Here is a 25,194-nt window from a genome sequence, read left to right on the forward strand (position 1 = left end):
TCCTCAAAGGGTGCCGACGGTGCCGGGCTCGAACGCCGCTTCAACCGGTGCAATACCGTTGATCAACGGTGCACCGAACTCGGTCTGACTGATCTCGAACACGTCACCCGGCTGGGTGCGAATGCCGTCGGCAAAGGACAGGGTCGCGGTGCCGAAAAAGTGAATGTGCACATCGCCCGGACGCAGGAACTGGCTGTACTTGAAATGGTGGTACTCGAGGTTTTCCAGGCTGTGGCACATGTTGGCCTCGCCACTGAGAAACTCGTTCTGCCACAGCACCTCGCCGTCACGCAGAATGCGACTGGTGCCCGCCAGATGCTGAGGCAGTTCCCCGACCCGAAGTTCCGGGCCATAACTGCAACTGCGCAATTTAGAGTGCGCCAGGTACAGGTAATTCTTGCGTTCCATTACATGATCGGAGAACTCGTTACCCACTGCGAAACCAAGTCGATATGGCTTGCCGTCGTGGCCGATGACGTAGAGGCCGCTGAGTTCTGGTTCCTCCCCCGCGTCTTCGGCAAACGGTGGCAGCGGGAACGGTTGGCCCGGTCGAACGACAATGCTGCCGTCACCTTTGTAGAACCATTCCGGTTGCACACCGGCCCGCCCCGCGGCTGGTTTGCCGCCCTCCACGCCCCATTTGAAGATGCGCATGGTGTCGGTCATCGCGGCTTCGTCGCCGACTTGCTGATGCATTTTGTCCCGGGCCGAGGCGCTGCCCAAGTGAGTCAGGCCCGTGCCGCTGACTAGCATGTGCGCCGGATCCGGGTGATCCAGAGGCGGCAGGATACGCAACGTGGCCAACAGTTCTGCATAGTCATGGCTGATGCCCAGGCCCAGGGTGTTCACCTGTTGCTCAAGATTGACGCCCGCCTCGATCGCCGCCAACGCCAGGTCGCGAACCGTGCGCGCGTCCTGCACTTCGCGCACCAGACCGTCCTCGACCACGCCAACCCGGCGCTCGCCGTTACTCAATTCGAACTGAACTAAACGCATGAACCTTCTCCTGTTTGCAGATTAAGTGCGGGTAGCGCCACGGGCGCTGGCAGCGAACTGGTCGGCCGGTAGTACGTGCTTGCGTTCCAGCAGGCGATAGACCACACCGGTCAACACCAGCCCGAACACCATCACGCAGGACAAGAAGTACAGACCCGAAGCCAGGTTGCCGGTGTATTCCTTGAGCGCGCCGATCACGAACGGACCGATGTAGCCGCCGAGGTTGCCCACCGAGTTGATCAACGCGATTCCGGCCGCCGCACTGGCCCCGGCAAAGAAGCGGCCCGGCAGGGTCCAGAACACCGCGGTGCAGGAAAACAGCGCGAAGGCCACCAGGCACAACGCCGCCAGTTGCAGCATCGGCACCGTCAGCCAGGCGCTGAAGAACAGGCCGATGGCACCCAATACGTAAAGCACCGCCAAGTGGCCGTACCGATCATTCAAGCGGTCGGAACTGCGCGGAATGATCAGCAACCCGATGATCCCGAAGATGTACGGCACCGACGACACGAAGCCAGTCATCAGATCCGTGCCACCGAACTGCTTGATCAGGGTCGGCAGCCACAAGCCCAGGCCGTAAATGCTCAGGGTCACCGGCAGATAGAACAGCGCCAGCAACAACACCCGTTTGTCCTTGAGGGCGTGCAACGGATTGCCGTGGCGAGTCTGGCCGTATGCCTCGAGATCCTTTTTCAGTTCGCCGGTCAGCCAGTCCTTTTCGGCCTGGTCCATCCACTTCACCTGTTTCGGGCCGTCCGGCAGCCAACGCAGCACCGGCCAGGTCAACAGGATTGCCGGGGTACCGATGACGATGAACAGCCACTGCCAGCCATGCAGGCCAAGAATGCCGTCCATGCCAAGCAGACCGCCGGACACCGGGCCGGTGATGAGCATGGCGATGGGTTGGGAAAGGATGAACAGTCCAAGGATCTTGCCGCGATGGCGCACCGGGAACCATTGGGTGATGTAGTAGAGAACGCCCGGAAAGAACCCGGCTTCCGCCGCACCGAGCAGAAAGCGCATCACATAGAAACTGTGCGGCCCCTGGACGAAGGCCATGCCGATGGTGATGGCGCCCCAGGTGACCATGATCCGCGCGAACCAGCGTCGCGCGCCGAAGCGATCGAGCATCAGGTTACTGGGGATTTCCAGCAGGAAATAGCCAATGAAAAACAGCCCGGCACCCAGCCCGTAAGCCGCGTCACCGATACCGAGGTCAGCGCCCATGTGCAACTTGGCGAAGCCTACGGCGGAGCGATCCACATAGGCGATCAGGTACAGCAGGATCAGGAAGGGAATCAGTTTCAGCGTGATGCGACGAATAAGCCGCAGTTCCTGGCTCATGAGATCGGTCTCCGATTGTTGTTGTTATAGAACCTCGGGGGACGCCTCTCGTGGAAAACCGCCAGGGTCATCCCTCCGTTGCAACGGACTATATAGTATTACTATTTATGCAACAACACTTCCAAACGGTCGAATTAGAGCTTATGTTACGCCTCATCCCGAACAATATAGTCATACAATAAGAGAACCGATCATGCCTGATAAGAAACCCACCCTGCGCTCCGCCCAATGGTTTGGCACTGCCGACAAGAACGGCTTCATGTACCGCAGCTGGATGAAGAATCAGGGCATCGCCGACCACCAGTTCCACGGTAAGCCGATCATCGGCATCTGCAACACCTGGTCGGAGCTGACCCCGTGCAACGCGCATTTCCGCCAGATTGCGGAACACGTCAAACGTGGGGTGATCGAGGCTGGGGGCTTCCCGGTGGAGTTCCCAGTGTTCTCCAACGGTGAATCAAACCTGCGCCCGACCGCCATGCTCACCCGTAACCTGGCGAGCATGGACGTCGAAGAAGCGATTCGCGGTAACCCGATTGACGGTGTCGTGCTGCTGACCGGTTGCGACAAAACCACTCCGGCGTTGTTGATGGGCGCGGCCAGTTGCGACGTGCCGACGATCGTCGTCACCGGCGGGCCGATGCTCAACGGCAAGCACAAAGGGCAGGACATTGGCTCGGGCACCGTGGTTTGGCAGCTCAGCGAACAGGTGAAAGCCGGCACTATCACCCTCGACGATTTCCTCGCGGCCGAGGGGGGCATGTCCCGCTCGGCCGGCACCTGCAACACCATGGGCACCGCCTCGACCATGGCGTGCATGGCCGAAGCCCTCGGCACTTCCCTGCCGCACAACGCGGCGATTCCAGCGGTGGATGCGCGTCGTTATGTGTTGGCGCATATGTCCGGCATGCGTGCGGTGGAGATGGTTCGAGAAGACTTGAAGCTGTCGAAAATCCTTACCAAAGAGGCCTTCGAAAACGCCATTCGCGTGAACGCCGCCATCGGTGGTTCGACCAACGCCGTGATCCATTTAAAAGCCATTGCCGGGCGCATCGGCGTGGAACTGGACCTCGATGACTGGACCCGCATCGGTCGCGGCATGCCGACCCTTGTCGACCTGCAACCGTCCGGGCGTTTCCTGATGGAAGAGTTCTACTATGCCGGCGGCCTGCCAGCGGTGCTGCGACGTCTGGGGGAAGCCAACCTGATTCCGAATCCGAATGCGCTGACCGTCAACGGCAAGACCCTCGGAGAGAACACCAAGGACGCACCGATCTACGGTCAGGACGAAGTGATCCGCACCCTCGACAACCCGATCCGCGCTGACGGCGGCATCTGTGTATTGCGCGGCAACCTGGCGCCACTGGGTGCGGTGCTCAAGCCCTCCGCCGCCAGTGCCGAACTGATGCAACATCGCGGGCGTGCGGTAGTGTTCGAGAACTTCGACATGTACAAGGCACGGATCAACGATCCGGAGCTGGAGGTAGATGCCAATTCGATTTTGGTCATGAAGAACTGTGGGCCGAAGGGTTATCCGGGCATGGCCGAAGTCGGCAACATGGGTTTGCCGGCCAAGCTGCTGGCCCAAGGCGTGACGGACATGGTGCGCATTTCCGACGCACGCATGAGCGGCACGGCGTACGGCACCGTGGTTTTGCACGTGGCCCCTGAAGCGGCCGCTGGCGGACCTTTGGCGACGGTGAAGGAAGGTGACTGGATCGAACTCGACTGCGCCAATGGTCGTCTGCACCTGGACATTCCGGATGCGGAACTGGCAGCGCGCATGGCCGATCTGCAGCCACCGCTGCAACTGATCGTGGGCGGTTATCGTCAGCTGTACATCGACCATGTGTTGCAGGCGGATCAGGGTTGCGATTTCGACTTTCTGGTCGGCTGCCGCGGCTCCGAAGTACCGCGTCACTCCCACTAACACCACAAATCCCCTGTGGGACCGTGCTTGCTCTGGCGACCGTCATCGCCGCGCCTGTTATCATGCGCGGCACCCCATCGCACAGGATCGCGCCGTTCCCCATGGATTACCGCAAACCCTCCGACCGCAAAAGCATGCATTCGCGCATCGTCCAGGAACTGGGCATGCAGATCGTTTCCGGGCGCTTTAAACCGTGCGAAAAATTGCCCCCTGAAGCCCTGCTGTGCGAGGAATACGCGGTCAGCCGCCCGGTGCTGCGCGAGGCCACACGCGTACTGGTCGCCAAGGGACTGGTGTATTCCCGTCCGCGGGTCGGCACGGTGGTCAAGCAGCGCAAGGACTGGCACATGCTCGACCCGGACGTTTTGCATTGGCTGATGCAAAGCAGCCCGCAGAATGAGTTTTTCGATTTGCTGACCAGCGTGCGCAGCATCATCGAACCCGCTGCGGCTGCCCTCGCCGCGCAGTTCGCCACGGACGATGACATCGCCTCCATCGGTGAAGCCTACCAACGCATGGAAGCCGCACCGACCCCCGAAGCGCTCTTGCAACCGGACCTGGATTTCCATAGCCGGATTGCCGATGCGACGCACAACGACTTGCTGGCGAACCTGTGCAACATGCTGTCAGTGGCGATTGCCGAAGCCTTGAAGCATTCCAACCAGCGGCCGAATCTGCATGAACTGGCATTGCCACGGCATAAGGCTATTCTGACGGCTATCGAGAATCGTGATGCACTCGGTGCACGGCATGCGACGTTGGTGCAGCTGGATGATGCGCGCAGTGCGCTGAACGTGGTGCTGGGTACCGACCTTTCCTGATCGCCACAAGGATTTGGTGTGGAATTCGGCATGTAAAAAAGCCGCAACCCTGAGGTTGCGGCTTTTTAGTTTCAGCGATAGATCAGTGGGCAAACAACGAATTACCCTTCTGCCCCGCCAGCTTCTCCGGTTTGATCAGGAACCGCGCCAGCGCTGGCAGCAGCCACAGTGCGCCGAACATGTTCCAGAGCAACATGAAGGTCAGCATCAGGCCCATGTCGGCCTGGAACTTGATGGCCGAGAAGATCCAGGTGCACACGCCGATCGCCAGGCACAGACCGGTGAACAACACGGCTTTACCGGTGGACTTCAGCGTCTGGTAGTACGCCTCTTGCAACGGCAGGCCGGCACGCAGGAAGCTTTCGAGTCGGCTGTAGATGTAGATCCCGTAGTCCACGCCAATCCCCACGCCCAGCGCCACCACCGGCAAGGTTGCGACTTTCACGCCGATGCCCATGAAGGCCATCAGGGCGTTGCCGAGTACAGAGGTGAGTACCAGCGGCAGCACGATGCACAAAGTCGCCGCCCAGGAACGGAAGGTGATCATGCACATGACCGCGACGCAGATGTAGACGAGAATCAGGATGGTCAGCTCGGATTCCTTGATCACCTCATTGGTGGCCGCCTCGATGCCAGCGTTACCGGCAGCGAGGATGAATTCCAGGCCTTCCTTGTTGTTCTCCTTGGCGAAGTCCTGCACTGCATGCACCGCGCGATCCAGGGTTTCGGCCTTGTGATCGTTGAGGAACACCAGCACCGGTGCCAATGAGCAACTGTTGTTGTACAGGCCATCAGCACGGGCGATGGAGTTGTTCAGCACGTCCGGGTTACGCGACAGGGTTTCCCATTTCAGGTTGCCCTCGTTCATACCCTTGATCATCTGCTTGGACACCGTCACCAGCGAGATTGCCGACTGCACGCCCTCGGTGTTCTGCATCTTCCACATCAGCTCGTCGATCGGCGCCATGGCTTCGTAGCGCGAGCAACCTTCAGACTTGGTCTTGACCATCACAACCAACACATCGGAACTGGTGGAGTAATTGCTGATGATGAAGTTGTTGTCTTTGTTGTAGCGCGAGTCGGGACGCAGTTCAGGCGCGCCTTGGTCGAGGTCGCCGATTTTCAGGTTCTGGCTGTACCAGAGGCCACCACTGAAGGCCAGCAAGGCCAAAACAATCGACACCGGCGCGACTTTCGGGCTGGCAAAGTTCGACAGCAGACGCCAGAACGGGTGTTCGCGGGTTGCATCCTTTTTGCTGCGATCCACGGCGCGTTTGCTGATGCCGACGTAGGAAATCGCCACTGGCAGCAGGATCAGGTTGGTGAACACGATCACTGCAACGCCGATGGACGCGCCGATGGCCAGTTCGCGAATCACCCCGATGTCGATGATCAGCAGCGTGATGAAACCCACCGCATCCGCGAGGATCGCAATCATCCCCGGCAGGAACAACTGACGGAACGTACGCCGCGCCGCGGTCAAAGCGTTGTCCGCCTCGCTGGACTGCAAGGCAATACCGTTGATTTTCTGCACACCGTGGGAAATACCGATGGCGAAGATCAGGAACGGCACCAGCATTGAATACGGATCAAGTCCGAAGCCGAAGAAATGCATCAGACCGAGCTGCCAGACCACCGCCACCAGCGTTGTACTCAACACCGCCACGGTGCTGCGCATGCAGTTGGTGAACCAATACAGCAGGATCAACGTGATGACGAAGGCGACGCCGAAGAACATCACCACCATGACCAGCCCATCGATCAGGTCGCCGACTTTCTTGGCGAAACCGACGATGTGGATCTGCACGTTAGGGTTTTGGGCTTCGAACTTGTTACGGATCTTGTCTTCGAGTTCGTGAGAGAACTTCCGATAGTCCAGCGCCAGCAACTTGCCTTGGTCTTGTGGGTCCGGGTAGGACTCCAGCAGCGGGATATCGACAATGCTCGACTTGAAGTCGTTGGCCACCAGACGCCCGACCTGACCGGACTTGAGCACGTTGTTGCGCAACAGATCGAGGCTTTGCTGGGAGCCGTTATAGCTCTGTGGAATCACTTCACCACCGGCGAAGCCCTCCTCTGTTACTTCGGTCCAGCGTACGCTCGGGCTCCACAGCGACTTGAGGCCGGAACGGTCAACACCGGAGATGTAGAACACCTCGTCGTTGATCTGGCGCAGGGTCTCCATGTATTCCTTGGAGAAGATGTCGCCGTCGGTGGCCTCAACCGAGATCCGCACCGTGTTGCCCAGGTTCGCCAGATCATTGCGGTGCTCCATCATCTTTTGAATGAACGGATGGTCGAGCGGGATCATTTTTTCGAAACTGGTGGACGGCCGGATCAGCGTCGCCTGCCAGAACAGAAAAATACTCACCAGCAGGCAGATCACGATCACTGCCGGGCGGTTGTTGAAAATCAGGCGTTCAAGAAACGTCGCCTTGTCTTGGTGATGACTGCTCAAGGATGTCATAGACCCGCCTTTTTATTATTTGCCCGGCTCATTTGGACGACCCATTTTTTCCATTCTCTGCGCCGGCGCCGTTTGGCGAGGTGACGCGAACGCCACCCTGTCCTGCCAGAATCAGATTGCCGTTGCCAGCCGCAGTCACCGCCGAAACGGAAATACGATCCGGACGGTTGAACACGCTGAAGCTTTCGCCGTTGTCGCTGCTGCGGATCACGGAGCCGCCGTTACCGACGATCACGATGGAACCGTCGTCGAGCAGCGTCGCGCCGGACAGACCGAATTCCAGCGCACCGCGAGCCGCCTTCAACTCGATCGGCTCCCAGGTGGTGCCGAAATCGCTGGAGCGAAACAGATTGCCCCGCAGCCCGTAGGCCAGCAGCGTATTGGCTTCAGCGGTGCCGATCACACCGAACAGCGAACCTTCGTATGGGCCTTCCAGCTTCTCCCAGGTCTGGCCCCCATCGGCGGAGCGGAACATGCTGCCCTGCTCACCGACGATGAACAGGCCAGCATCCTTGACCGCGGCAATGGCGTTGAGGTGGTACTGGTCTTCGTTGTCCAGGCGATCGCTGGCGTCTTCCCAGTGCTTGCCGCCGTCGGTGGTTTCCAGCAACGCACCATAAGCGCCCACGGCAAAGCCGCTGTTGACGTCCTTGAACCAGACGTCGAGCAGCGGCGATTCGCGTTTCAGATCTTCAAATTGCTTGGTCCAGGTGACGCCACCGTCCTCGCTGGCGAGGATCTGTGCGTCATGGCCGACGGCCCAACCGTGTTTGTCGTCGACGAAAAATACCGACGTCAGGAGTTGTCGGGTCGGCACTTTGGCTTGGGTCCAGGTCGCGCCCTGGTCATCGGAATACAGAATGTGCCCGCGATCCCCGACCGCGACCAGACGAGAGCCTGCGTGCACGACGTCGAGCATCAGGCTCTTGCTGGCTTTGGCAGACTCAACGGAATAAACACTGTCGGATGCTGGCGCAGCAGCGGCCAGTACAGGTGCCGACAACACGGCACAGCCCAACAGCGAGAGCGCTGTAGCCAGCAACGCGAATTTGCGTAGTGCCGGCGGGCGGCAGATACCCACACCCATGACAGGCTCACTCATAGACCTTCCCCCATTATTATTGTTAGGTCGTTCAACCTTTCAGGGCGCCGTAAGGACTGTTCTTCAGGATTGCCTTTTCTGGAGTATAGTCCTGGAATACGCAATCTAGAGCCCCTTCGGAAGCTGGCTTATCCTATCGGGGTTTGGAAAGGTCTGACAATCGACGCCACGTTATCTTTTGTTAACCTGGGGGGGATGCGCAGTTGCTGAATGATTCGGTATCAGGTGGGGTGATTGGATTTCGGGTTTCGGGTTTTGTGTACATCTCCGCTGAGCCAGATCAAAAGATCGTCCGAACGCGGCCCGAACCTTCGGCAGCTCCTGAAGCAAGTACACCCCGCCCTTCACCACTCAACAGGCCGAGCGTCAGCGCGCCTGCAGCTCTTGATCTACCCGCCCCTTCGGGAGGCTAAGTGGAGGTGTTCATCTGGGGGGCAGGCGCGTAGCGCCGTTCGACAAAGTCGAACACATCGAGAAGAGGTTGAAGCGAAGCCAACCGGAGGCGATGCCCCCAGATGAATGCCCGAACGAAGGAACGCCGAGCCTAGGCGAGGGGCCGGACGCTGGGGCGAAGCCTTTGGGTTCCTTTTTGGCGTTTGAAAAATGGACTCGCCGTAAGGGCGAAACCCTAAGCAGCCGTTACCGCAGTAATGGATATGTACACCCTCAAAATCACGGTCGGCTCCAAGGCCGCCATCACGAGCAAGCTCGCTCCCACAGGAATCCAAGTGTCCCCTGTGAGAGCGAAACCAAACTCAAGCCAGGCTTTTGCTGACCACTTCAAACACATCGCTCGACAACTGACCCGAAGCACGAATCCGCTCCAGCTCACCTTTCATCAACGCCTGACGCGCATCGTCATACTTGCGCCAGCGCGTCAGCGGCGCCAGTTGGCGAGAGGCAATCTGCGGATTAAACCCGTTCAACTCGATCACCAGATCCGCCAGGAACCGATATCCCGAACCATCGGCCGCATGGAAGTTGATCAGGTTCTGCCCGGCAAACGCGCCGACCAGTGCCCGCACCTTGTTCGGGTTCTTGATGTTGAACGCCGGATGCTGCATCAACGCTTTCACCCGCGCCAGACCGCCTGGCAACGTGCTGCCCGCCTGAACACTGAACCACTGATCCATGACCAGCGGGTTGTCCTTGAAGTGCTCGGCAAAACTCGCCAATGCCGTAGCCTTCTCTTCTTCGAACGACGAATTGACCACCACCGCCAACGCCGTCAGGCGCTCGGTCATGTTGTCGCTCGTCTCGAATTGCTCCAGCGTCGCCGCCAATACTTCCGGTTTACCGCTGAGCATCAGGTACGACAGCGCGATGTTCTGCAACGCGCGACGAGCGAAGTGTTCGGCCTCAGCCACATACGGGGTTTTCTTCGAGAGATCGCGATTGGCCTGATAACGCAACCACAACGCCTCGAACAACCCTTCTGCCAATTGCTTACGAGCAAACTCGCGAGCGATGTGAATGGCATCAACGTCAGCGACTTCGCTGATTTCGGTCAGATATGCCTCGCCCGGCAGCGAGAGCATTTCCGCGACCATGGCCTGGTCCAGCGTCTGGTCAGACAGCACGGTGCGCAAGGTAGAAATCAGACGCTGATCGAGCACCAGTTTTTCGCCCTTCTGCTGTTGGGCGATCAACTCTTGCAGGACCTGCACCGACAGTTGCTGACCGGCATCCCAGCGGTTAAAGCCATCGCTGTCGTGTTGCATCAGGAACATCAGCTGATCGCGGTTGTACGGAAAGCTCAGCTTCACCGGCGCCGAGAAGCCACGCAGCAACGAAGGCAATGGCTGTTCAGCGATGTCAATGAAGGTGAAAGTCTGCTCGGCTTCAGTCACCGAAATAACCCGTGAGGTGCCCTGAGCGCTGGCTTCACCGCAAAGACGCAACGCAATGGCCGCACCTTTGGCGTCCAGCAGGCCCAATTCCACCGGTATCACGAACGGCAACTTCTCAACCTTGTCCGGGGTTGCCGGGCAGCTTTGACGGAACGTCAGGCTGTAGGTTTTCGCCGCAGCGTCGTAGGACTCGCTGACCGCCAAGCGCGGTGTGCCGGCCTGGCTGTACCAGCGTTTGAACTGGGTCAGGTCGACACTGTTGGCATCTTCCATGGCCTTGATGAAGTCGTCGCAGGTCACGGCCTGTCCGTCATGGCGTTCGAAGTACAGGTCACTGCCTTTGCGGAAGCCTTCGGCGCCGAGCAGGGTGTGGATCATGCCGACCACTTCCGAACCCTTTTCGTACACGGTCAGGGTGTAGAAGTTGGAAATCTCGATGAAGCTGTCCGGGCGCACGGCGTGGGCCATGGGACCTGCGTCTTCGGCGAACTGGTGGGTCCGCAGGTACGCCACGTCCTGGATGCGTTTGACGGTGGCCGAGTTCATGTCGGCGGAGAAACCGGAATCACGGAACACCGTGAAGCCTTCCTTGAGCGACAACTGGAACCAGTCGCGGCAGGTCACGCGGTTGCCCGACCAGTTGTGGAAGTACTCGTGCGCAACGATCACCTCGACCCGCTGGTGCGCGGCGTCGGTGGCGGTTTCGGCGCGGGCCAGCACGGCGCTGGAGTTGAAGATGTTGAGGCCCTTGTTCTCCATGGCGCCCATGTTGAAGTCGTTGACCGCGACGATCATGAAGATGTCCAGGTCGTACTCGCGACCGTAGACCTCTTCGTCCCAGCGCATGGACTTCTTCAGACTGTTCATGGCGTGCTGGCACTTGTCGATGTTTTCCGGCTCGACATAAATGCGCAGCGCCACGGAGCGATCAGTCATGGTGGTGAAGGTGTCTTCGACGCACCACAAATCACCGGCCACCAGCGCGAACAGGTAGGCAGGTTTCTTGAACGGATCTTCCCAGGTCGCCCAGTGCCGGCCGTCTTCGCCGGGACCTGAGGCAATCGGGTTGCCGTTGGACAGCAGCACTGGGTAACTGTGCTGCTCGGCGACGACCGTGGTGGTGAACGTGCTCATCACGTCCGGACGGTCGAGGTAATAGGTGATCTTGCGGAAGCCTTCGGCCTCGCACTGGGTGCAGAACATCGTGCCGGATTTGTACAGGCCTTCCAGCGCGGTGTTGGTTTCCGGGTGGATCTTGACGCTGGTGTCGACCGTGAAGGTGGTGCTGGACGGGTGCAGAGTCAGGTGGTTTTCCGTCAGCTGATAGTCGGCGGCGGTCAACTCGCTGTCGGCCAGGGTAACCGACAGCAATTCAAGCTGCTGGCCGTCCAGCACCAGCGGCGGCAGGCCCGGGCCACGTTCAGGATTGCGGCGCATCACCAGTTGCGCATGGACCAGGCTGTGGTCCTCGAACAACTCGAAGGTCAGGTGCGTCTCGTCGATCAGGTACTCAGGCGCCTGATAGTCTTTCAGGTAGATCATCTTCGGTTGTTCGGTGCGCATGCTGGAGTCCTTACTGATGCACGGCGAGCTGATAGGCCGTGTATTTGCGAATATTGATCACGCCGGTGTCGAAGATCAGGTACTGGCCCTTGATCCCCAGCAGCGTGCCTTCGGCAATCGGGTTCTTGTCCAGGTTGAAGCTGACTATCTTCGCCGGGTATTGCTCGATCGGATAGCGGATCTCGAGCGTTTCTACATCGGCAATAGTCTGGATTGCCTGTAGGCCAAATCGTTCCTGCAAACCTTGTAAACCCTCGGCGCAGCTGTCGAACAGTTGATCGCGAACCTCGGCCAGATTCACCGACACTGCATCGCCCTTGAGTAAAGCACGCCAGTTGGTCTTGTCCGCCACCTGGCTGCGGAACAGGTCTTCGACGAAGCCCGATTGCTGGCGGGTCGAAACGCGCATGATCGGTAACGCCTGACGGGCGCCCTGATCGATCCAGCGGGTTGGTAGCTGGGTGGCGCGGGTAATCCCGACCTTCACCCCCGACGAGTTGGACAGATACACGATGTGATCGGTCATGCAGAACTTCTCGCCCCACTCCGGCTCTCGGCAGGTGCCAGCCTCATAGTGGCAGCGCTCCGGGCTCATGATGCAGAGGTCGCACTGGGCCAGTTTGGTCATGCACGGGTAGCAATAACCCTGGCTGAAACTGGTTTTGGTCTTGCGTCCACAATGCGAGCAGTGAATCGCCCCCAGGTATTCCAGACGCACCGTGGTGCCGATCAATGGATTGACCGGGACCTCGACGTCATCCAGACGAAACGCGTACTGCACGTTCGGCCCGTCAAGGCGCGCCGACATTTTGCTGATTGCACCGCGGCCAATCTCGATCAATGGACGGCATCCGACTTGAACAGGATGTTCGGCACGGTGATCGACTTGGAGCCGCACTCCTGCACGCCCATGTAACCGGTGCGCTGGTCTTCGGGCAGGTTCTGGATTTCCCAGGCGATCATCGCTTGCAGCGACAGCTCGCGTTGTTCGGCGGTGAGTTTGCCACCGTCGGACCATTTACCGATTTCCACCGCCAGTTTCAGGCGCTGGTAGATATCGGGGGTGATGTTTTGGATCATTTCGTTAAAAGAGGACATTAAGGGCTCCGCGCTCTTTATTCACATAACTAATTTAGGCGGCCAGTTTACGGCGGTTGTACAAACCACCCAACAAACCGGTCAAGCATCCGACGAGCAACCCGCCGACGTGGGCCGCATTGGCAATTTCACCGAAGCCGATCATCGAGACCAGCCCGGACAGGCACAGCAGCAGCCACACCAGCATCATCACCAGCACACCGCGCGGCAGGCGATAAGCCTGGTTCGGCGACAAGAGCTGGAAAATCCAGCAATGCCCGAGCAAGCCATACAGCACGCCGGACAACCCGCCGAACAAGGTCGGACCGCTGAAATAATACTGGGCGTAGTTGGAAACCAGACTGAAGAGCAAGGTCAGGCCGATCAGGTTGATGCTGCCCTGACGCGACTCGATGCGTCGTCCCAGTTCCCAGTACCACATGCCGTTCATGGCCAGGTGCAGGATGCCGAAGTGAATCAGCATCGGCGTCACCAGACGCCACCACTGCCCCGACGCCAGGCTGTCGGCCAATGGCACAAAGTGGATGTATTCGCCGACAATGCGAAAATCGAGGAAGGTCAGCCAGCGCATCGTGTCGAGGTTTTCGCCCAGCAGCGTCACCGCGCCGACGAGCAGGCTCAGCAGCAACACCAACGCTGTCGCCTTGGCCTGGCGCAGTTGCTCGACGAAACTTGGGCGCTTGATGGTTTTCGCCACCGGAATGTCCAGCTGTTGATCGGGATCACCGGCCGGGAAGCGTTCGTACAACGAGCGCACGTCTTCGCTTATGTTGGCCGGCACCCACAGCACCTGCTCACCCGCCTCTTCGCTGACCCGATGCGGCACCTGCATGCGCTGCAACAGTTTGACGAACCCGCTCAAGTCCGCCGCCAGCGGCAGACGTAAAACGGCAACAGCACTCATCGCAGCACCTCCGGCCGCTCGACATCGACCCAGACAAACTTGTGCGGGTCGAGCCGGGTTTCCTGGTCCAGACGGTAAGCGACCAGTTTGCCGTAGAGCACGGCGCTGTAATCCAGACACGCCAGGTTCGGCCGGATCGGCACCGGTTTGCCACTGCGCCAGTAATGGCCAACGAACAACAGTGGCTCATCGACGCCATAGCGCAGCAAGGTGTTTTTTTCGGTAGACGACAGCGGCGTCTGGGCCACAGGTTCGGGCAAGGCGTCGGGCTGGAACACAATGTCTCCGTAGGTTTGCGGGTCGTCTTCCCAGAATTTGGTGCGGAAAAACGAACGCGTCAGGCCATCGCCGCTGGTCATGGTCAGACCATCAGGCAAGCGCATGTCGGTACCGCGCAGCAAGCGGTCGAATACGGTGCAGGCGAAACTGCCCGGCACCGCGGAGGCCTGGAGGAAGTGCTCGTCGACGCAACCGTTGGGGAACAGTGCTCGCAGCGGTTCGATCAGTCCCGAGTCCCAGCAGGCATGCACCACCCGGAAACGCCCGGCATCGACGAACAATGGCATCTCATAGAACCATTGCAGGAAGTCATGCCAGTCAGCCGGATGGTCTTCGAACTGGGTCAGTGTTTCGTTCAGCAAGCGGGCATGGCGCGGGGTGTGCTCACGTACGAACTGCTTGGCGCTACCCGGAAGCGCCGGCGTGCTCCAGCCGAGGGCGTTGAATTCATGGTTACCCATGATGCACAGCGCCTGGCCGGCTTCGACCATGTCGTGAACAATGTGCAGCGCTTCGCGAATCCGCGGACCGCGGTCGATGATGTCGCCGACGAACACCGCCATACGCGACGGGTGCCGCCAGACGCCACCGTGTTTTTTATAACCGAGCCGGTCGAGCAAATGCTCAAGGGTCAGAGCGCAACCGTGCACGTCACCGATCAGGTCGTAGCTACGCGCGGGATCGAGCATCAATCGCCTCCACCACCCAACCGACTGCCCCAGCCGAGCTTGGTCCGGCAGACTTCATAATAGTTGTGGTCGAGGGGGTGAATCAGCCGCAGCTTCTGGGCTTTCTTGCTGATAGTGATGGTGTCACCCGGCGCGCAGGTGAAGTGGTTCTGCCCGTCACAGGAGACTTGCGGGTAGATCTGCATATCTTTGGACACGACGATTTTCAGCTCACTGTTGCCATCGACCACGATCGGCCTACCCGACAAGGTATGGGGGTACATCGGCACAATCACAATAGCGTCGAGCTTGGGATGCATGATCGGCCCGCCCGCCGACAGCGCGTAGGCCGTCGAACCGGTGGGCGTGGCGACGATCAGGCCGTCGGCCTTCTGGCTGCAGACGAACTGGCCGTCGATGTACAACTCGAACTCGATCATCCGCGTCGATTTGCCGGGGTGCAGCACCACATCGTTAAGCGCATCGCCCTGACCGATAGCCTCGGCGTGGCGGCGGACTTCGGCTTGCAGCAGAAAGCGGTTCTCGACCAAATAATGGCCGTCGAGCACTTCGGCGACTTTGACTTCCAGTTCATCGGGGCGAATATCGGTCAGGAAGCCCAGGCTGCCACGGTTGATCCCGAGCACCGGAATATTGTGGCGGGCCAGCGCGCGGGCGGCGCCCAACAGGCTGCCGTCACCACCGACCACAATCACCATGTCACACACTTCGCCGAGCATCTTGCGCGACGAGGTTTGCAAGCCATGACCCGGCAGCACTTCGGCGATGGTGTCTTCGAGGATCACGTGCAGGTGACGATCGAGCAGAAACCGTTTCAGTCGGCGGACAGTATCCAGCACCTGAGAACTGCCCAGGCGACCGATGATGCCGATATTGCGAAATTGCTCCATGGGGTTCCTGCGCGGCGGCGAAAAACACGATTATGGGCGAAAGCGCAGGATAGACAAAATCCTTTCAGCCACAAGGATGTACTCATGTTTAGGGCTATGCTCGCAAGATGATCCTATTTCCAGATTTGCTGCAGTTACCCCACCAGTTGCGCCACCCCGAAGTGCGCGACCTGGCGTGGGTCATCCTCGCGCCGCCGATGCTCGGCGAAACCCCGTGGCCGCAACGTCATCCGCTGGCTGGAAGCGACTGGGTGCAGGCACCGGAGCGACTGGAACTCTGGCTGCGGCAACTCGATCGCGACAGTTATGACTTGCTGCACTGGCTAGCGCAGGCCAGAACCCGGCGATTGGGCGTGTACTACGAACGCCTCTGGCAATACGCCGTGCGGCACGCGCCGGGTATCGATCTGATTGCCGCCAACATGCCGATCCGCCGCGAAGGCCACACGTTGGGCGAGCTGGACATGCTGCTGCGCGATCGCGACGGCGTGCATCATCTGGAACTGGCGATCAAACTTTACCTTGGCCCGCAAAATGGCGACGGACACGACACGGCGCAGTGGCTCGGCCCCGGCTGCCACGATCGACTGGACCGCAAACTGGCACATCTGACTCAGCATCAATTGCCGATTTCGGCGCGCCCGGAGAGCCTCGAAGTATTGGCGGCGCTGGATATCCAGCAGTTCAGTGCGCATTTGTGGCTGGGGGGCTATTTGCTGTATCCGTGGCCGGGACCGTCCGAGCCACCGAACGGCGCACATCCACAACATTTGCGCGGTAGCTGGCTGCATCAGAAGGACTGGGCAGACTTTGTCGTGCAGCGTCCATTCGGTCGCTGGCAACCCCTGCCCCGCCATGCCTGGCTGGCACCGGCGCACTATCCGGTGGAGCAGACCTGGAACACTGAGCAACTGAATGCCTGGCTCAGCGATCTGGAGCCACTGGCCCCTGCGCAGTTGCTGGTGCGACTCACAGAAAACGCCACGGGCGATTGGGAAGAAGCCGAGCGGCTGTTTCTGGTGGCGGATCTTTGGCCTAACGTTCCTGGCAGTGGCTGAGTTTTTGTAGCGTCTGGGCTGGCCGCTTCGCGAGCAAGCCCGCTCTCACACTGGATCTCCTTTTGGCGAAGATCCCTGTGGGAGCGAGCTTGCTCGCGATAGGGCCGAAGCGGTTCAAGAAGATAACCGCAAAGCCAAAGCCGCCAACGTCACCCACAATACCTGCTGGAGATCGAGTCGATGATCTGTGGCCGGCTTCGTGGCTAAATGAGCGTCATTGCTTCTTGTGTTGCTCGACCCACTTGCCGTAAGCATTGATGAAGTTCTGCAAGAACGGTTTGACCGACTCGGACAGCTTGCCCGCTTCGTCGAATGCCGAGCCGGCACCGTTCAAGTAAGCTTCCGGTTGCTGCATGCACGGCACATCCAGAAACACCATGGACTGGCGCAGGTGATGGTTGGCACCAAAACCGCCGACAGCGCCCGGTGAAGCACTGATTACCGCCCCAGGCTTACCGCTCCAGGCACTCTTGCCATAAGGGCGCGATCCAACGTCGATCGCATTCTTCAGTGGTGCAGGTACCGAACGATTGTATTCGGGGGTCACGAACAGCACTGCGTCGGATGAACTCACGTGTTGTCGGAAAGTGCTGTAGGCTGCCGGCGGTGAAGCGCCATCGATGTCTTCGTTGTAGAGCGGCAGATCGCCGATTTCGACGATAGTAAGCTTGAGATTGGCAGGCGCCAGGTCGGCCAGGGCCAGCGCCACCTTGCGATTGATCGATTCCTTTCTCAAGCTGCCGACCAGTACGGCGATCGTATAGACGTTGCTCATGGAAGATTCTCGACTGTCCGATGGAAAGAGCTTGTAGTTATAGATGACGATTCAACCAGTGGGCGACCGAAAACGCCGCCCCTGACTATTTTTTTCCTGTAGGAAAACTTACCTCGCCCAACCACGGTCTACAGAGCCGCATATTGAGTGATTTATCTCCAGAGGTTCTAAGCAGATGGCAGCAGTACTCGTCGGTCAGTTCCATGCAAGAGACGCAGAAGGCCGTGTCTATTCCGTACATGAGTTCCAGGAATCCACCCCGTCGGCAGACGGCCTCACTGGCTCGGTGCCTGTCACCACTTATAAGCTGGCCATTGGCGATCGCGTCAAAAAGCTCGATGACAACCAGTTTCTGCTGGTGCAATCGGACGTCACCATCGTTCGCGAACCCGATACCCATGTCGGAAGTTTGCCGGAAACCACCGTCGTCTCATAACCCCGTGTTATGAGCAGAAGTCATATGCGCGCACTTGAGTTAGGATTCAGCCACTGACTCCCTCACCTGCTGAACATGGACTTCAAGCATGCGTTTACGTCATATCGAAGTGATCCAGGCGCTCCTGCAAACCGGTCACCTGGGCACCGCGGCCGAATGGCTACAGCTGCCTGTGGCCGAAGTCGAAGGCATTCTTCGCGACGCCGAGGATCAGTTGGGTTTCATGCTGTTTTCCAGCGTGCGTGGACGCCTGCAGGCCACGCGCGAGGCGCGGGAGTTGCAAGTTCAGATCGCCCACGTCTATGAAGCGCTCGAGCCGGTCCAGCGCCTGGCCAACAGTCTCAAGCAATATCAGGCTCCGCCCTTGCGGATCATTTGCACGCCGCCCTTGGCACAGCAGTTATTGCCCCAGAGCATTGCCGCCCTGCGCCGACGTCTCCCTGATGCGCCTTGCACCCTCCTTAGCCAACCCACCCGCGAGATCGTCAGAAGCCTGCTGCTGCGCGAAAGCGATCTGGGCCTGAGCCTGCATGATCCCGATCACGCCGACATTCATTGTCAGGTGATTGCCCAAGGCAAACTTCAGCTGCTGGCACCTCACGGTTGGTTGCAACCCAAACAAAAGTACATCTCGCTGCAGGACTTGGCGGGCCAATCGATGGTTGGCCTGGAGGGCCATGATCCGCTGAGTCCGGCGCTGGAGAACAAACTGCATGCCCTGCGCCCTGCCCCGGTCATTCAGACCCGCGTACAGACTCACCAGATGATGCGCAGCATGGTCGAGGCCGGTGAAGGCCTGGCCATCGTCGACCCTTTCACCGCCCTCGGGGCCAAATCGGCCGGGCTGGATGTCTGCCCGCTGGCGCCTGCCGTGCCGATCAGCCTGTATGCCTTGACCCTCAAGAGCGGCAAGCCATCACCGACGGTTCAGGCCTTACTCGGCATCATCACGGAACAAGCCGTGGCGATGCTGGCGAGCTAGGCAAGGTTTCCAGAGGGTTATCGAACAATCGATACCAGAACAGCGCCACTTCGGCGGTGTTCGGATCGATCCCGCGATAACGCAGATGATCGATCCCGCCGATCATATAACCGCAGCGCTCATAAAGCCGACAGGCATCCAAATTGTTGTTCTGGGTTTCGAGCATGATGCCCGGCAGCTTTTTTTTGCGGCTCCAGAACTGCGCCACATCCAGCAACGCCTTGGCCACACCATGGCGCCGCGCCGGCGCATGCACCGCCAACTCGTCGATATGGGCAAAGCCGTTCCAGTTGGTGCTGACCACCAGGTGACCCACCGGTTCATCATCGAGATAAGCCATGAAAATCGCGCTGTCAGCAGCATCGCGGAAACTGCTGAACTCTTCAGGATCGATGCCGTAGCACTTGCGATAGGGCGTGATCGGTGTCACGACCCACTGCTCAACCGGCTTGCCAATTTCGGCTGCGCCGTAGGCCACGACTTCAAAACTGAAATCACTGCCCCAGATGTAAGCGGCGAAGCCGTCGTCGGCAACGCGCACCGACAGCCCTGGATATTTCGGATTCATGAGTGGTTGCATACTGGGAAAGGTCCTCATTCCTTGATGCAATCGACGGTGTAATGCCGTCCATTGCCCTCGTCTTCGTGTTGCAAACCGTGCACATCAGCGACAAACCCCGGGAAACTGCTATCGAACGTGCGGGCGAATGCCAGGTAATCGATGATCGAGCGTGTCGACTCGGTAAAACGCTCGCCGGGCATGATCAACGGGATCCCCGGCGGGTACGGCACCAGCATCACCGCGGCGATCCGCCCATCCAGAGCATCGATCGACACCGCTTCAACCTCGCCACGCACCAATTGATCATAGGCGTCAGAGGGCTTCATGGCGATTTCCGGCAGCACCGTGTACATGCGCTTGAGGTGTTTGGCCGTGGCATTACTGCGGTAGCAAGCGTGCAATTGATCGCACAGATCGCGCAAACCCATGCCCCGATAGCGTGCGATATTCTCTTGCGCCACGCACGGCAGGCACGTCGCGAGGCTGACGTTGGCATCGTAGCTGCGCTTGAATTCCAGCAACTCGGTCAGCAAGGTGCTCCACTTACCCTTGGTGATGCCCATGGAGAACAGCACCAGGAATGAATACAGCCCGGTCTTTTCAACGACCAGCCCACGCTCCCAAAGGAATTTGCTGACCACCGCCGCCGGAATCCCACGCTCGCTAAGTGCGCCGCCGGCCGTCAGGCCCGGCATCACCAAAGTGACCTTGATCGGATCGAGTAGCACGTAGTCGTCGGTCACGCCGCCAAAGCCGTGCCAGTCGGCGTCGGGTTGCAGCAGCCAGTCTTGCGTGACAACCCGGTCGATGCCTTCCACCGACGGCGGCTGCCAGATGGAAAACCACCAATCGTCAGCGGCGATATGCTGGCGCAGATTGGCCAGCGCCCGACGGAAACTCAGCGCTTCGTCGAACATTTCCTGCAACAGCGAACGCCCGGCCGGCCCTTCCATCATGGCCGAAGCCACGTCCAGCGAAGCGATGATGCTGTACTGCGGCGAAGTGGAGATGTGCATCATGAACGCTTCATTGAAGCGATCCCGATCCAGTTGCCGCGCGCCGCCGTCCTGCACGTGAATCATCGACGCCTGGCTGAACGCCGCCAGCAGTTTGTGGGTGGAATGGGTGGTGAACACCAGCGGGCCGTCTTCACTGCGGGAAGTGCCCATGCCATAACGTCCGGCGAAGAATTCGTGAAACGCCGCGTAGGCGTACCAGGCTTCATCAAAGTGCAAGACCTCGACGCTGTTGCCCAGCTGCTGCTTGATCAGCTCAGCGTTGTAGCAGAGGCCGTCGTACGTCGAATTGGTCACCACCGCCAACTTGACCTTGGGCGCCCGGCCCTTGGTCAGCGGGCTGGCGTCGATTTTGGCCTGAATCGATTCGCGGCTGAATTCGCTCAACGGAATCGGGCCGATGATCCCCAGCTCATTGCGCTCCGGGCAGAGGTACAGCGGGATGGCGCCGGTCATAATGATCGAGTGCAGCACCGACTTGTGGCAGTTGCGGTCCACCAGCACCAAGTCATCGCGAGCGACCATCGAATGCCAGACGATTTTGTTGGCGGTCGAGGTGCCATTGATCACGAAGAACGTGTGATCGGCACCGAAGTTGCGGGCAGCACGGGCCTCCGCTTCTGCCAGCGGACCGGTGTGATCGAGCAAAGAACCGAGTTCCGGCACCGACACCGACAAGTCCGAACGCAGGGTATTCTCCCCGAAGAACTGGTGAAACGCCTGACCCACCGGGCTCTTGTGGTACGCCACGCCGCCGCCATGGCCGGGTGTGTGCCAGGAATAATTGGAGTCGGCAGTGTGCTGCACCAGCGCTTTGAAAAACGGCGGCAGCAGACCATCCAGGTATTTGCGCGCGGCTCGGGCCACCTGACGGGCCAGGAATGGCACGGTGTCTTCGAACAGATAAAGGATGCCGCGCAGCTGATTGAGCTCCGCCATCGCGTCGGCAGGTGCATTTTCCAGCGTCACTTGCTCACCAAGGGCGAAGATCGGCAAGTCAGGCGCACGAACCCGCGCCAGGCCGATCAGCTCGGCCATGTTGTGTAATAGATGAGAGTGTGTGCTGGCGTCTTCGGCCGCAATCAACATGCAGGAAAGACCGTGATGGGTCGAGGCGACCAAGCGCCCTTCGGTGTAATCCACCGCCGAGACAATGCTGAAGCCTTCCTGTTCCAGTTCCCGGGCGATGCCACGCACGCGGTCACCGGCGACGGTGTCGGCCTTGATGTCGCGATGGACGATCAGGACCGGGAATTTCAGATCTTTATACATGGGGCTCAGCATCCTGAGGCGGCAGACCGTGGTCCGCCAATCACCTCAGGGTAGAGGGTTCAAGCGCTTGTGGCGAGCGCGATGCCCTGATGTGGGTCAACGGATGCACCATCATGTGGCCAGCAACTCAGGCCTGAGCCTTGGCCTCGGCCAGTTGCTGCCAGAGCGATGGGGCGCCGGCGGATTTGGCGATGGCTTCCAGGCGTGCCACGTGTTGGGCCAGGTCATCTTCGCTGGCGCGAATAATTCGCGTCGGTTGACGATCGACCGGCAGACGGCGGATTTCGGTGGCCGAGTTATCTGCCCCTTCACCGGAACCATTGCCATCGGAGGCATTACCGGCCAGGGACAGGCTGGTCTGGCCGCCCGTCATGGTCAGGTAAACGTCGGCGAGGATCTCGGAGTCGAGCAAGGCGCCGTGCAGTTCACGACCGGAGTTGTCGACGCCATAACGTTTGCACAAGGCGTCGAGACTGTTGCGCTGCCCCGGGTGACGTCCCCGGGCCATCATCAGGGTGTCGAGGATCGAGCAGTGCTGCGTGATATCCGCACGGTCGTGCTGGCCCATCAAGGCGAATTCGTTGTTGATGAAACCAACGTCGAACGCCGCGTTATGAATGATCAGCTGCGCGCCCTTGATGAATTCAAAGAACTCATCGGCCACTTCAGTAAAGCGCGGCTTGCCCACCAAAAATTCGTTGGTGATGCCGTGGACGCCAATGGCGCCTTCATCACTCTCGCGGTCTGGTTGCAGGTAAACGTGGAAATGCCGGCCCGTCAGGCGCCGACCGATCAACTCGACACAGCCGATTTCGATAATCCGGTGGCCGTCGGTCACCGGCATGCCGGTGGTTTCGGTATCGAGTACAACGGATCTGGTGGCCATCAGTGCTCAGCTCTCAACGGGTCAATCGTGCAAAAGCGGCGATGTTAACACGCTCGCTGGGGTCTTTCAGGTGCACCGCGTCATCGTTCATCGCGAGCAAGCTCGGCTCCCACAGGGATCAAGCCTGCTTGTAACCGCGCACTTCATCCACGCCGCGGTTGGCCAATTGGTCGGCCCGTTCGTTGCCGTGATGGCCGATGTGGCCACGCACCCATTTCCAGGTGACGTTGTGGCGGTTGACCTGCTCATCGAGCAGCTTCCACAAATCAGCATTTTTCACCGGTTCTTTCGCCGCCGTTTTCCAGCCGCGCTTCTTCCAGTTGTCCATCCACTCGTTGATGCCTTTCATCACATATTGCGAGTCAGTCACGAGCAGTACGTCGCATGAGCGCTTGAGTTCTTCCAGGCCGCGGATCGCGCCCATCAGCTCCATGCGGTTGTTGGTGGTGTTGGCTTCGCCGCCCCACAGTTCTTTTTCAATGCCCTTGCACACCAGCAAAGCGCCCCAGCCGCCTGGGCCAGGATTGCCTTTACAGGCGCCGTCGGTGAAGAGTTCTACGCTATCGCTCATGCCAATCTATCCAGAAAATGCGGCGGCTCGCCGATCAGTGATCGACGATGCCCGAGGCCGGGGCGAACCCGGCCGGGAAAGTAAAAAATGTATTACGGATCGAGGCGGCGACGATTGACCTTGGCCATCGGCAATGGAATCAGCTTGCCCATCGGTTCGCGCCGCTCCTGACGGACGGGCCGCAGGCCCACCACGATCTTGCGCGCCACCAATAAATAGAAGCCGCCACCCGACAGTTGCCAGTCACCGGCCTTGCGCTCCCAACCGGCCAGACGAGCCTGCCAGGCGGGTGACGCAAGCGGCGGACGATAGCACCCGAAGCGGCGTTTCTCCAGCGCGAAACCCAGCAGATTGAGCCAGTCGCCGACCCGCGACGGGGAGATGCAGCGAGCCTTGCGCAAGGCGTCGTGAGCAAAAACGTGTCGCAAACCCCAGCTGCTCCAGGGATTGATCCCGACGATCAGCAGATGCCCGCCGGGCCGCACGCTACTCGCCGCTTCACGCAGCAAACCGTGGGGCGACAGGCAGAAATCCAGCCCATGCTGCAACACCACCACGTCGGCGGCATGCTCGCTCAAAGGCCACGCCTGCTCTTCGCAGACGATCTCGACACCCGGCAACGGCGCACCGAGCCGCACATTGCGCTGGACTTGCGGCGCCGACGGCGGTGTCTGGGCCGACGGGCCGTAATGCACCAGGTAACCGCCAAAGAAGCGTCCCAACTCGTCTTCGAGCATGCGACGTTCTTCGTCCAGCAGAAATTGCCCAATGGGGCCGGACAGCCATTCACGGGCCGCGCTGATCAATGTCAGCCACTCAGGATCAGCCTGAGCGAACGCTTTATCGGTCATTGCATTCTCCAACGCGCCAGGAAGTTCTAAGATGCACCATTGTTTTCCGCTTGGCGAATCCGACGATGATACAGATCAGTGCCCTGCCCGCCTTCACCGACAACTACATCTGGTTGTTACAAGACCACCGCACCCAGCGCTGCGCAGTGGTCGATCCGGGCGATGCCGCGCCAGTGCAGGCCTGGCTCGCAGCGCATCCGGGTTGGGTGTTGAGTGATATTCTGATCACTCACCATCATCATGACCACGTCGGCGGCGTCGAGCAGCTTAAAAAAGCGACAGACGCGAAAGTCTACGGTCCGGCGAGCGAAACCATCCCGGGCCGGGACGTGGCGCTCAAGGACAACGACCGCGTCACCGTGCTGGGCTGGGACTTCGATATCTTTGCCGTCCCCGGTCACACCCTGGGGCATATTGCCTATTACCATCACGGTTTGCTGTTCTGCGGTGACACGCTGTTTGCCGCGGGTTGCGGGCGCTTGTTCGAAGGCACACCGGAGCAAATGCACGCCTCGCTTGCCCGCCTCGCCGCCCTGCCTGAAGATACGCAGGTCTACTGCACCCATGAATACACCCTGAGCAACCTGAAATTTGCCGCAGCGGTCGAACCGGGCAATCCGGACACCGCCGCACGTCTGGAAAAAGTCACCGCACAACGTGAAGCCGGAATCATCACGCTGCCCTCTACTCTGGCGCTTGAAAAGCTTACCAACCCGTTTTTGCGGGTCGACGAAACATCCGTTAAAGAAAAAATGGACGAACGGAACGGAACCGATAACCGGGCTCCGAGTGCGGTTTTTGCTGCTCTTCGGGCTTGGAAAGATAAGTTCTAAGTAGCCATCCCGTTGGTAC

Annotated in this window: 22 protein-coding genes; 6 read left to right on the forward strand and 16 right to left on the reverse strand. The window is 59.6% G+C overall.

Going from position 1 to position 25,194, the window contains the following annotated elements:
• Positions 1-3: 3 nt before the first annotated feature.
• Positions 4-996, reverse strand: a complete 993-nt coding sequence (araD1, locus tag QK293_RS20015; protein ID WP_282380190.1) for an AraD1 family protein — start codon at positions 994-996, stop codon at positions 4-6.
• Between the two features lie 21 nt (positions 997-1,017).
• Positions 1,018-2,340, reverse strand: coding sequence for an MFS transporter (locus tag QK293_RS20020; protein WP_282380192.1), 1,323 nt, complete (start codon positions 2,338-2,340; stop codon positions 1,018-1,020).
• A gap of 193 nt (positions 2,341-2,533) precedes the next feature.
• Between QK293_RS20020 and QK293_RS20025 the strand changes: the two genes are divergently transcribed.
• Both QK293_RS20025 and QK293_RS20030 read left to right on the forward strand, forming a co-directional pair.
• Positions 2,534-4,270: an IlvD/Edd family dehydratase gene (locus QK293_RS20025; protein WP_282380194.1), complete on the forward strand. Its 1,737-nt coding sequence runs from the start codon at positions 2,534-2,536 to the stop codon at positions 4,268-4,270.
• 101 nt (positions 4,271-4,371) lie between these two features.
• Positions 4,372-5,091: a FadR/GntR family transcriptional regulator gene (locus QK293_RS20030; RefSeq protein ID WP_282380196.1), complete on the forward strand. Its 720-nt coding sequence runs from the start codon at positions 4,372-4,374 to the stop codon at positions 5,089-5,091.
• An 82-nt stretch (positions 5,092-5,173) separates the two neighbouring features.
• On the opposite strand, the gene QK293_RS20035 is transcribed toward QK293_RS20030, so the two are convergent.
• The 8 genes from QK293_RS20035 to QK293_RS20070 form a co-directional block, all read right to left on the reverse strand.
• On the reverse strand, positions 5,174-7,558 hold the full coding sequence (locus QK293_RS20035) for an RND family transporter (RefSeq protein ID WP_282380198.1): 2,385 nt from the start codon (positions 7,556-7,558) through the stop codon (positions 5,174-5,176).
• Positions 7,559-7,586: 28 nt separating this feature from the next.
• Entirely contained in the window at positions 7,587-8,660 is a 1,074-nt protein-coding gene (locus tag QK293_RS20040; protein ID WP_282380200.1) for a YCF48-related protein, read from the reverse strand.
• A 755-nt stretch (positions 8,661-9,415) separates the two neighbouring features.
• Complete coding sequence (pepN, locus tag QK293_RS20045; protein WP_282380202.1) at positions 9,416-12,073, reverse strand: aminopeptidase N; 2,658 nt, start codon at positions 12,071-12,073, stop codon at positions 9,416-9,418.
• A 10-nt stretch (positions 12,074-12,083) separates the two neighbouring features.
• A complete protein-coding gene (locus tag QK293_RS20050) occupies positions 12,084-12,914 on the reverse strand; it encodes a DUF2797 domain-containing protein (RefSeq protein WP_282380204.1) in 831 nt (276 codons plus the stop codon).
• Positions 12,911-13,171, reverse strand: coding sequence for a DUF1315 family protein (locus tag QK293_RS20055; protein ID WP_282380206.1), 261 nt, complete (start codon positions 13,169-13,171; stop codon positions 12,911-12,913). Before QK293_RS20055 ends, QK293_RS20050 begins: the two co-directional genes overlap by 4 nt.
• Positions 13,172-13,205: 34 nt before the next feature.
• Positions 13,206-14,075, reverse strand: a complete 870-nt coding sequence (locus QK293_RS20060; RefSeq protein WP_282380208.1) for a rhomboid family intramembrane serine protease — start codon at positions 14,073-14,075, stop codon at positions 13,206-13,208.
• Positions 14,072-15,043: a metallophosphoesterase gene (locus QK293_RS20065; RefSeq protein WP_282380210.1), complete on the reverse strand. Its 972-nt coding sequence runs from the start codon at positions 15,041-15,043 to the stop codon at positions 14,072-14,074. Before QK293_RS20065 ends, QK293_RS20060 begins: the two co-directional genes overlap by 4 nt.
• The gene (locus QK293_RS20070; RefSeq protein ID WP_010459816.1) at positions 15,043-15,933 is read right to left on the reverse strand and encodes an NAD(+) kinase; all 891 of its coding nucleotides are present in this window, start codon (positions 15,931-15,933) and stop codon (positions 15,043-15,045) included. The genes QK293_RS20065 and QK293_RS20070 overlap by 1 nt, the downstream gene beginning before the upstream one ends.
• Before the next feature lie 107 nt (positions 15,934-16,040).
• On the opposite strand from QK293_RS20070, the gene QK293_RS20075 reads away from it, so the two are divergent.
• Complete coding sequence (locus tag QK293_RS20075; RefSeq protein WP_282380221.1) at positions 16,041-16,991, forward strand: DUF1853 family protein; 951 nt, start codon at positions 16,041-16,043, stop codon at positions 16,989-16,991.
• Between the two features lie 214 nt (positions 16,992-17,205).
• Here QK293_RS20075 and QK293_RS20080 read toward each other — a convergent pair whose 3' ends face one another.
• Positions 17,206-17,766: an NADPH-dependent FMN reductase gene (locus QK293_RS20080; protein ID WP_282380224.1), complete on the reverse strand. Its 561-nt coding sequence runs from the start codon at positions 17,764-17,766 to the stop codon at positions 17,206-17,208.
• Positions 17,767-17,941: 175 nt separating this feature from the next.
• Between QK293_RS20080 and QK293_RS20085 the strand changes: the two genes are divergently transcribed.
• A complete protein-coding gene (locus tag QK293_RS20085; RefSeq protein ID WP_282380227.1) occupies positions 17,942-18,202 on the forward strand; it encodes a hypothetical protein in 261 nt (86 codons plus the stop codon).
• An 88-nt stretch (positions 18,203-18,290) separates the two neighbouring features.
• The gene (locus tag QK293_RS20090; RefSeq protein ID WP_282380229.1) at positions 18,291-19,184 is read left to right on the forward strand and encodes a LysR family transcriptional regulator; all 894 of its coding nucleotides are present in this window, start codon (positions 18,291-18,293) and stop codon (positions 19,182-19,184) included.
• Here QK293_RS20090 and QK293_RS20095 read toward each other — a convergent pair.
• The 5 genes from QK293_RS20095 to QK293_RS20115 all read right to left on the reverse strand — a co-directional run bounded on the left by QK293_RS20095 (position 19,150) and on the right by QK293_RS20115 (position 24,342).
• Positions 19,150-19,764, reverse strand: coding sequence for a GNAT family N-acetyltransferase (locus QK293_RS20095; RefSeq protein ID WP_282380231.1), 615 nt, complete (start codon positions 19,762-19,764; stop codon positions 19,150-19,152). The two genes, QK293_RS20090 and QK293_RS20095, sit on opposite strands and share 35 nt — an antisense overlap.
• 14 nt (positions 19,765-19,778) lie before the next feature.
• A complete protein-coding gene (locus QK293_RS20100) occupies positions 19,779-22,034 on the reverse strand; it encodes an Orn/Lys/Arg decarboxylase N-terminal domain-containing protein (protein WP_282380233.1) in 2,256 nt (751 codons plus the stop codon).
• Between the two features lie 127 nt (positions 22,035-22,161).
• The gene (dnaQ, locus tag QK293_RS20105; protein ID WP_282380235.1) at positions 22,162-22,920 is read right to left on the reverse strand and encodes a DNA polymerase III subunit epsilon; all 759 of its coding nucleotides are present in this window, start codon (positions 22,918-22,920) and stop codon (positions 22,162-22,164) included.
• A gap of 118 nt (positions 22,921-23,038) precedes the next feature.
• Positions 23,039-23,491: a ribonuclease HI gene (gene rnhA / locus QK293_RS20110; RefSeq protein WP_008152099.1), complete on the reverse strand. Its 453-nt coding sequence runs from the start codon at positions 23,489-23,491 to the stop codon at positions 23,039-23,041.
• A gap of 92 nt (positions 23,492-23,583) precedes the next feature.
• On the reverse strand, positions 23,584-24,342 hold the full coding sequence (locus tag QK293_RS20115) for a methyltransferase domain-containing protein (protein ID WP_282380240.1): 759 nt from the start codon (positions 24,340-24,342) through the stop codon (positions 23,584-23,586).
• Positions 24,343-24,407: 65 nt separating this feature from the next.
• Between QK293_RS20115 and gloB the strand changes: the two genes are divergently transcribed.
• Positions 24,408-25,175 carry a hydroxyacylglutathione hydrolase gene (gene gloB, locus QK293_RS20120; protein WP_282380242.1) on the forward strand — a complete coding sequence of 256 codons (768 nt, stop codon included), beginning with the start codon at positions 24,408-24,410 and terminating at the stop codon, positions 25,173-25,175.
• Positions 25,176-25,194 lie beyond the last annotated feature (19 nt).

Source organism: Pseudomonas sp. AL03 (assembly GCF_029960815.1).
Taxonomy (GTDB): domain Bacteria; phylum Pseudomonadota; class Gammaproteobacteria; order Pseudomonadales; family Pseudomonadaceae; genus Aquipseudomonas.

Bases quoted from the DNA above. Each gene is read 5' to 3' on its own strand.
- QK293_RS20070 (WP_010459816.1), bottom strand. From the start codon at position 15,933: ATGGAGCAATTTCGCAATATCGGCATCATCGGTCGCCTGGGCAGTTCT.
- QK293_RS20055 (WP_282380206.1), bottom strand. From the start codon at position 13,171: ATGTCCTCTTTTAACGAAATGATCCAAAACATCACCCCCGATATCTAC.
- QK293_RS20060 (WP_282380208.1), bottom strand. From the start codon at position 14,075: ATGAGTGCTGTTGCCGTTTTACGTCTGCCGCTGGCGGCGGACTTGAGC.
- pepN (WP_282380202.1), bottom strand. From the start codon at position 12,073: ATGCGCACCGAACAACCGAAGATGATCTACCTGAAAGACTATCAGGCG.
- QK293_RS20090 (WP_282380229.1), top strand. From the start codon at position 18,291: ATGCGTTTACGTCATATCGAAGTGATCCAGGCGCTCCTGCAAACCGGT.
- QK293_RS20095 (WP_282380231.1), bottom strand. From the start codon at position 19,764: ATGCAACCACTCATGAATCCGAAATATCCAGGGCTGTCGGTGCGCGTT.
- dnaQ (WP_282380235.1), bottom strand. From the start codon at position 22,920: ATGGCCACCAGATCCGTTGTACTCGATACCGAAACCACCGGCATGCCG.
- QK293_RS20080 (WP_282380224.1), bottom strand. From the start codon at position 17,766: ATGAGCAACGTCTATACGATCGCCGTACTGGTCGGCAGCTTGAGAAAG.
- gloB (WP_282380242.1), top strand. From the start codon at position 24,408: ATGATACAGATCAGTGCCCTGCCCGCCTTCACCGACAACTACATCTGG.
- QK293_RS20020 (WP_282380192.1), bottom strand. From the start codon at position 2,340: ATGAGCCAGGAACTGCGGCTTATTCGTCGCATCACGCTGAAACTGATT.
- araD1 (WP_282380190.1), bottom strand. From the start codon at position 996: ATGCGTTTAGTTCAGTTCGAATTGAGTAACGGCGAGCGCCGGGTTGGC.
- QK293_RS20030 (WP_282380196.1), top strand. From the start codon at position 4,372: ATGGATTACCGCAAACCCTCCGACCGCAAAAGCATGCATTCGCGCATC.
- QK293_RS20025 (WP_282380194.1), top strand. From the start codon at position 2,534: ATGCCTGATAAGAAACCCACCCTGCGCTCCGCCCAATGGTTTGGCACT.
- QK293_RS20065 (WP_282380210.1), bottom strand. From the start codon at position 15,043: ATGCTCGATCCCGCGCGTAGCTACGACCTGATCGGTGACGTGCACGGT.
- QK293_RS20100 (WP_282380233.1), bottom strand. From the start codon at position 22,034: ATGTATAAAGATCTGAAATTCCCGGTCCTGATCGTCCATCGCGACATC.
- QK293_RS20115 (WP_282380240.1), bottom strand. From the start codon at position 24,342: ATGACCGATAAAGCGTTCGCTCAGGCTGATCCTGAGTGGCTGACATTG.
- QK293_RS20035 (WP_282380198.1), bottom strand. From the start codon at position 7,558: ATGACATCCTTGAGCAGTCATCACCAAGACAAGGCGACGTTTCTTGAA.
- QK293_RS20075 (WP_282380221.1), top strand. From the start codon at position 16,041: ATGATCCTATTTCCAGATTTGCTGCAGTTACCCCACCAGTTGCGCCAC.
- QK293_RS20085 (WP_282380227.1), top strand. From the start codon at position 17,942: ATGGCAGCAGTACTCGTCGGTCAGTTCCATGCAAGAGACGCAGAAGGC.
- QK293_RS20040 (WP_282380200.1), bottom strand. From the start codon at position 8,660: ATGAGTGAGCCTGTCATGGGTGTGGGTATCTGCCGCCCGCCGGCACTA.
- rnhA (WP_008152099.1), bottom strand. From the start codon at position 23,491: ATGAGCGATAGCGTAGAACTCTTCACCGACGGCGCCTGTAAAGGCAAT.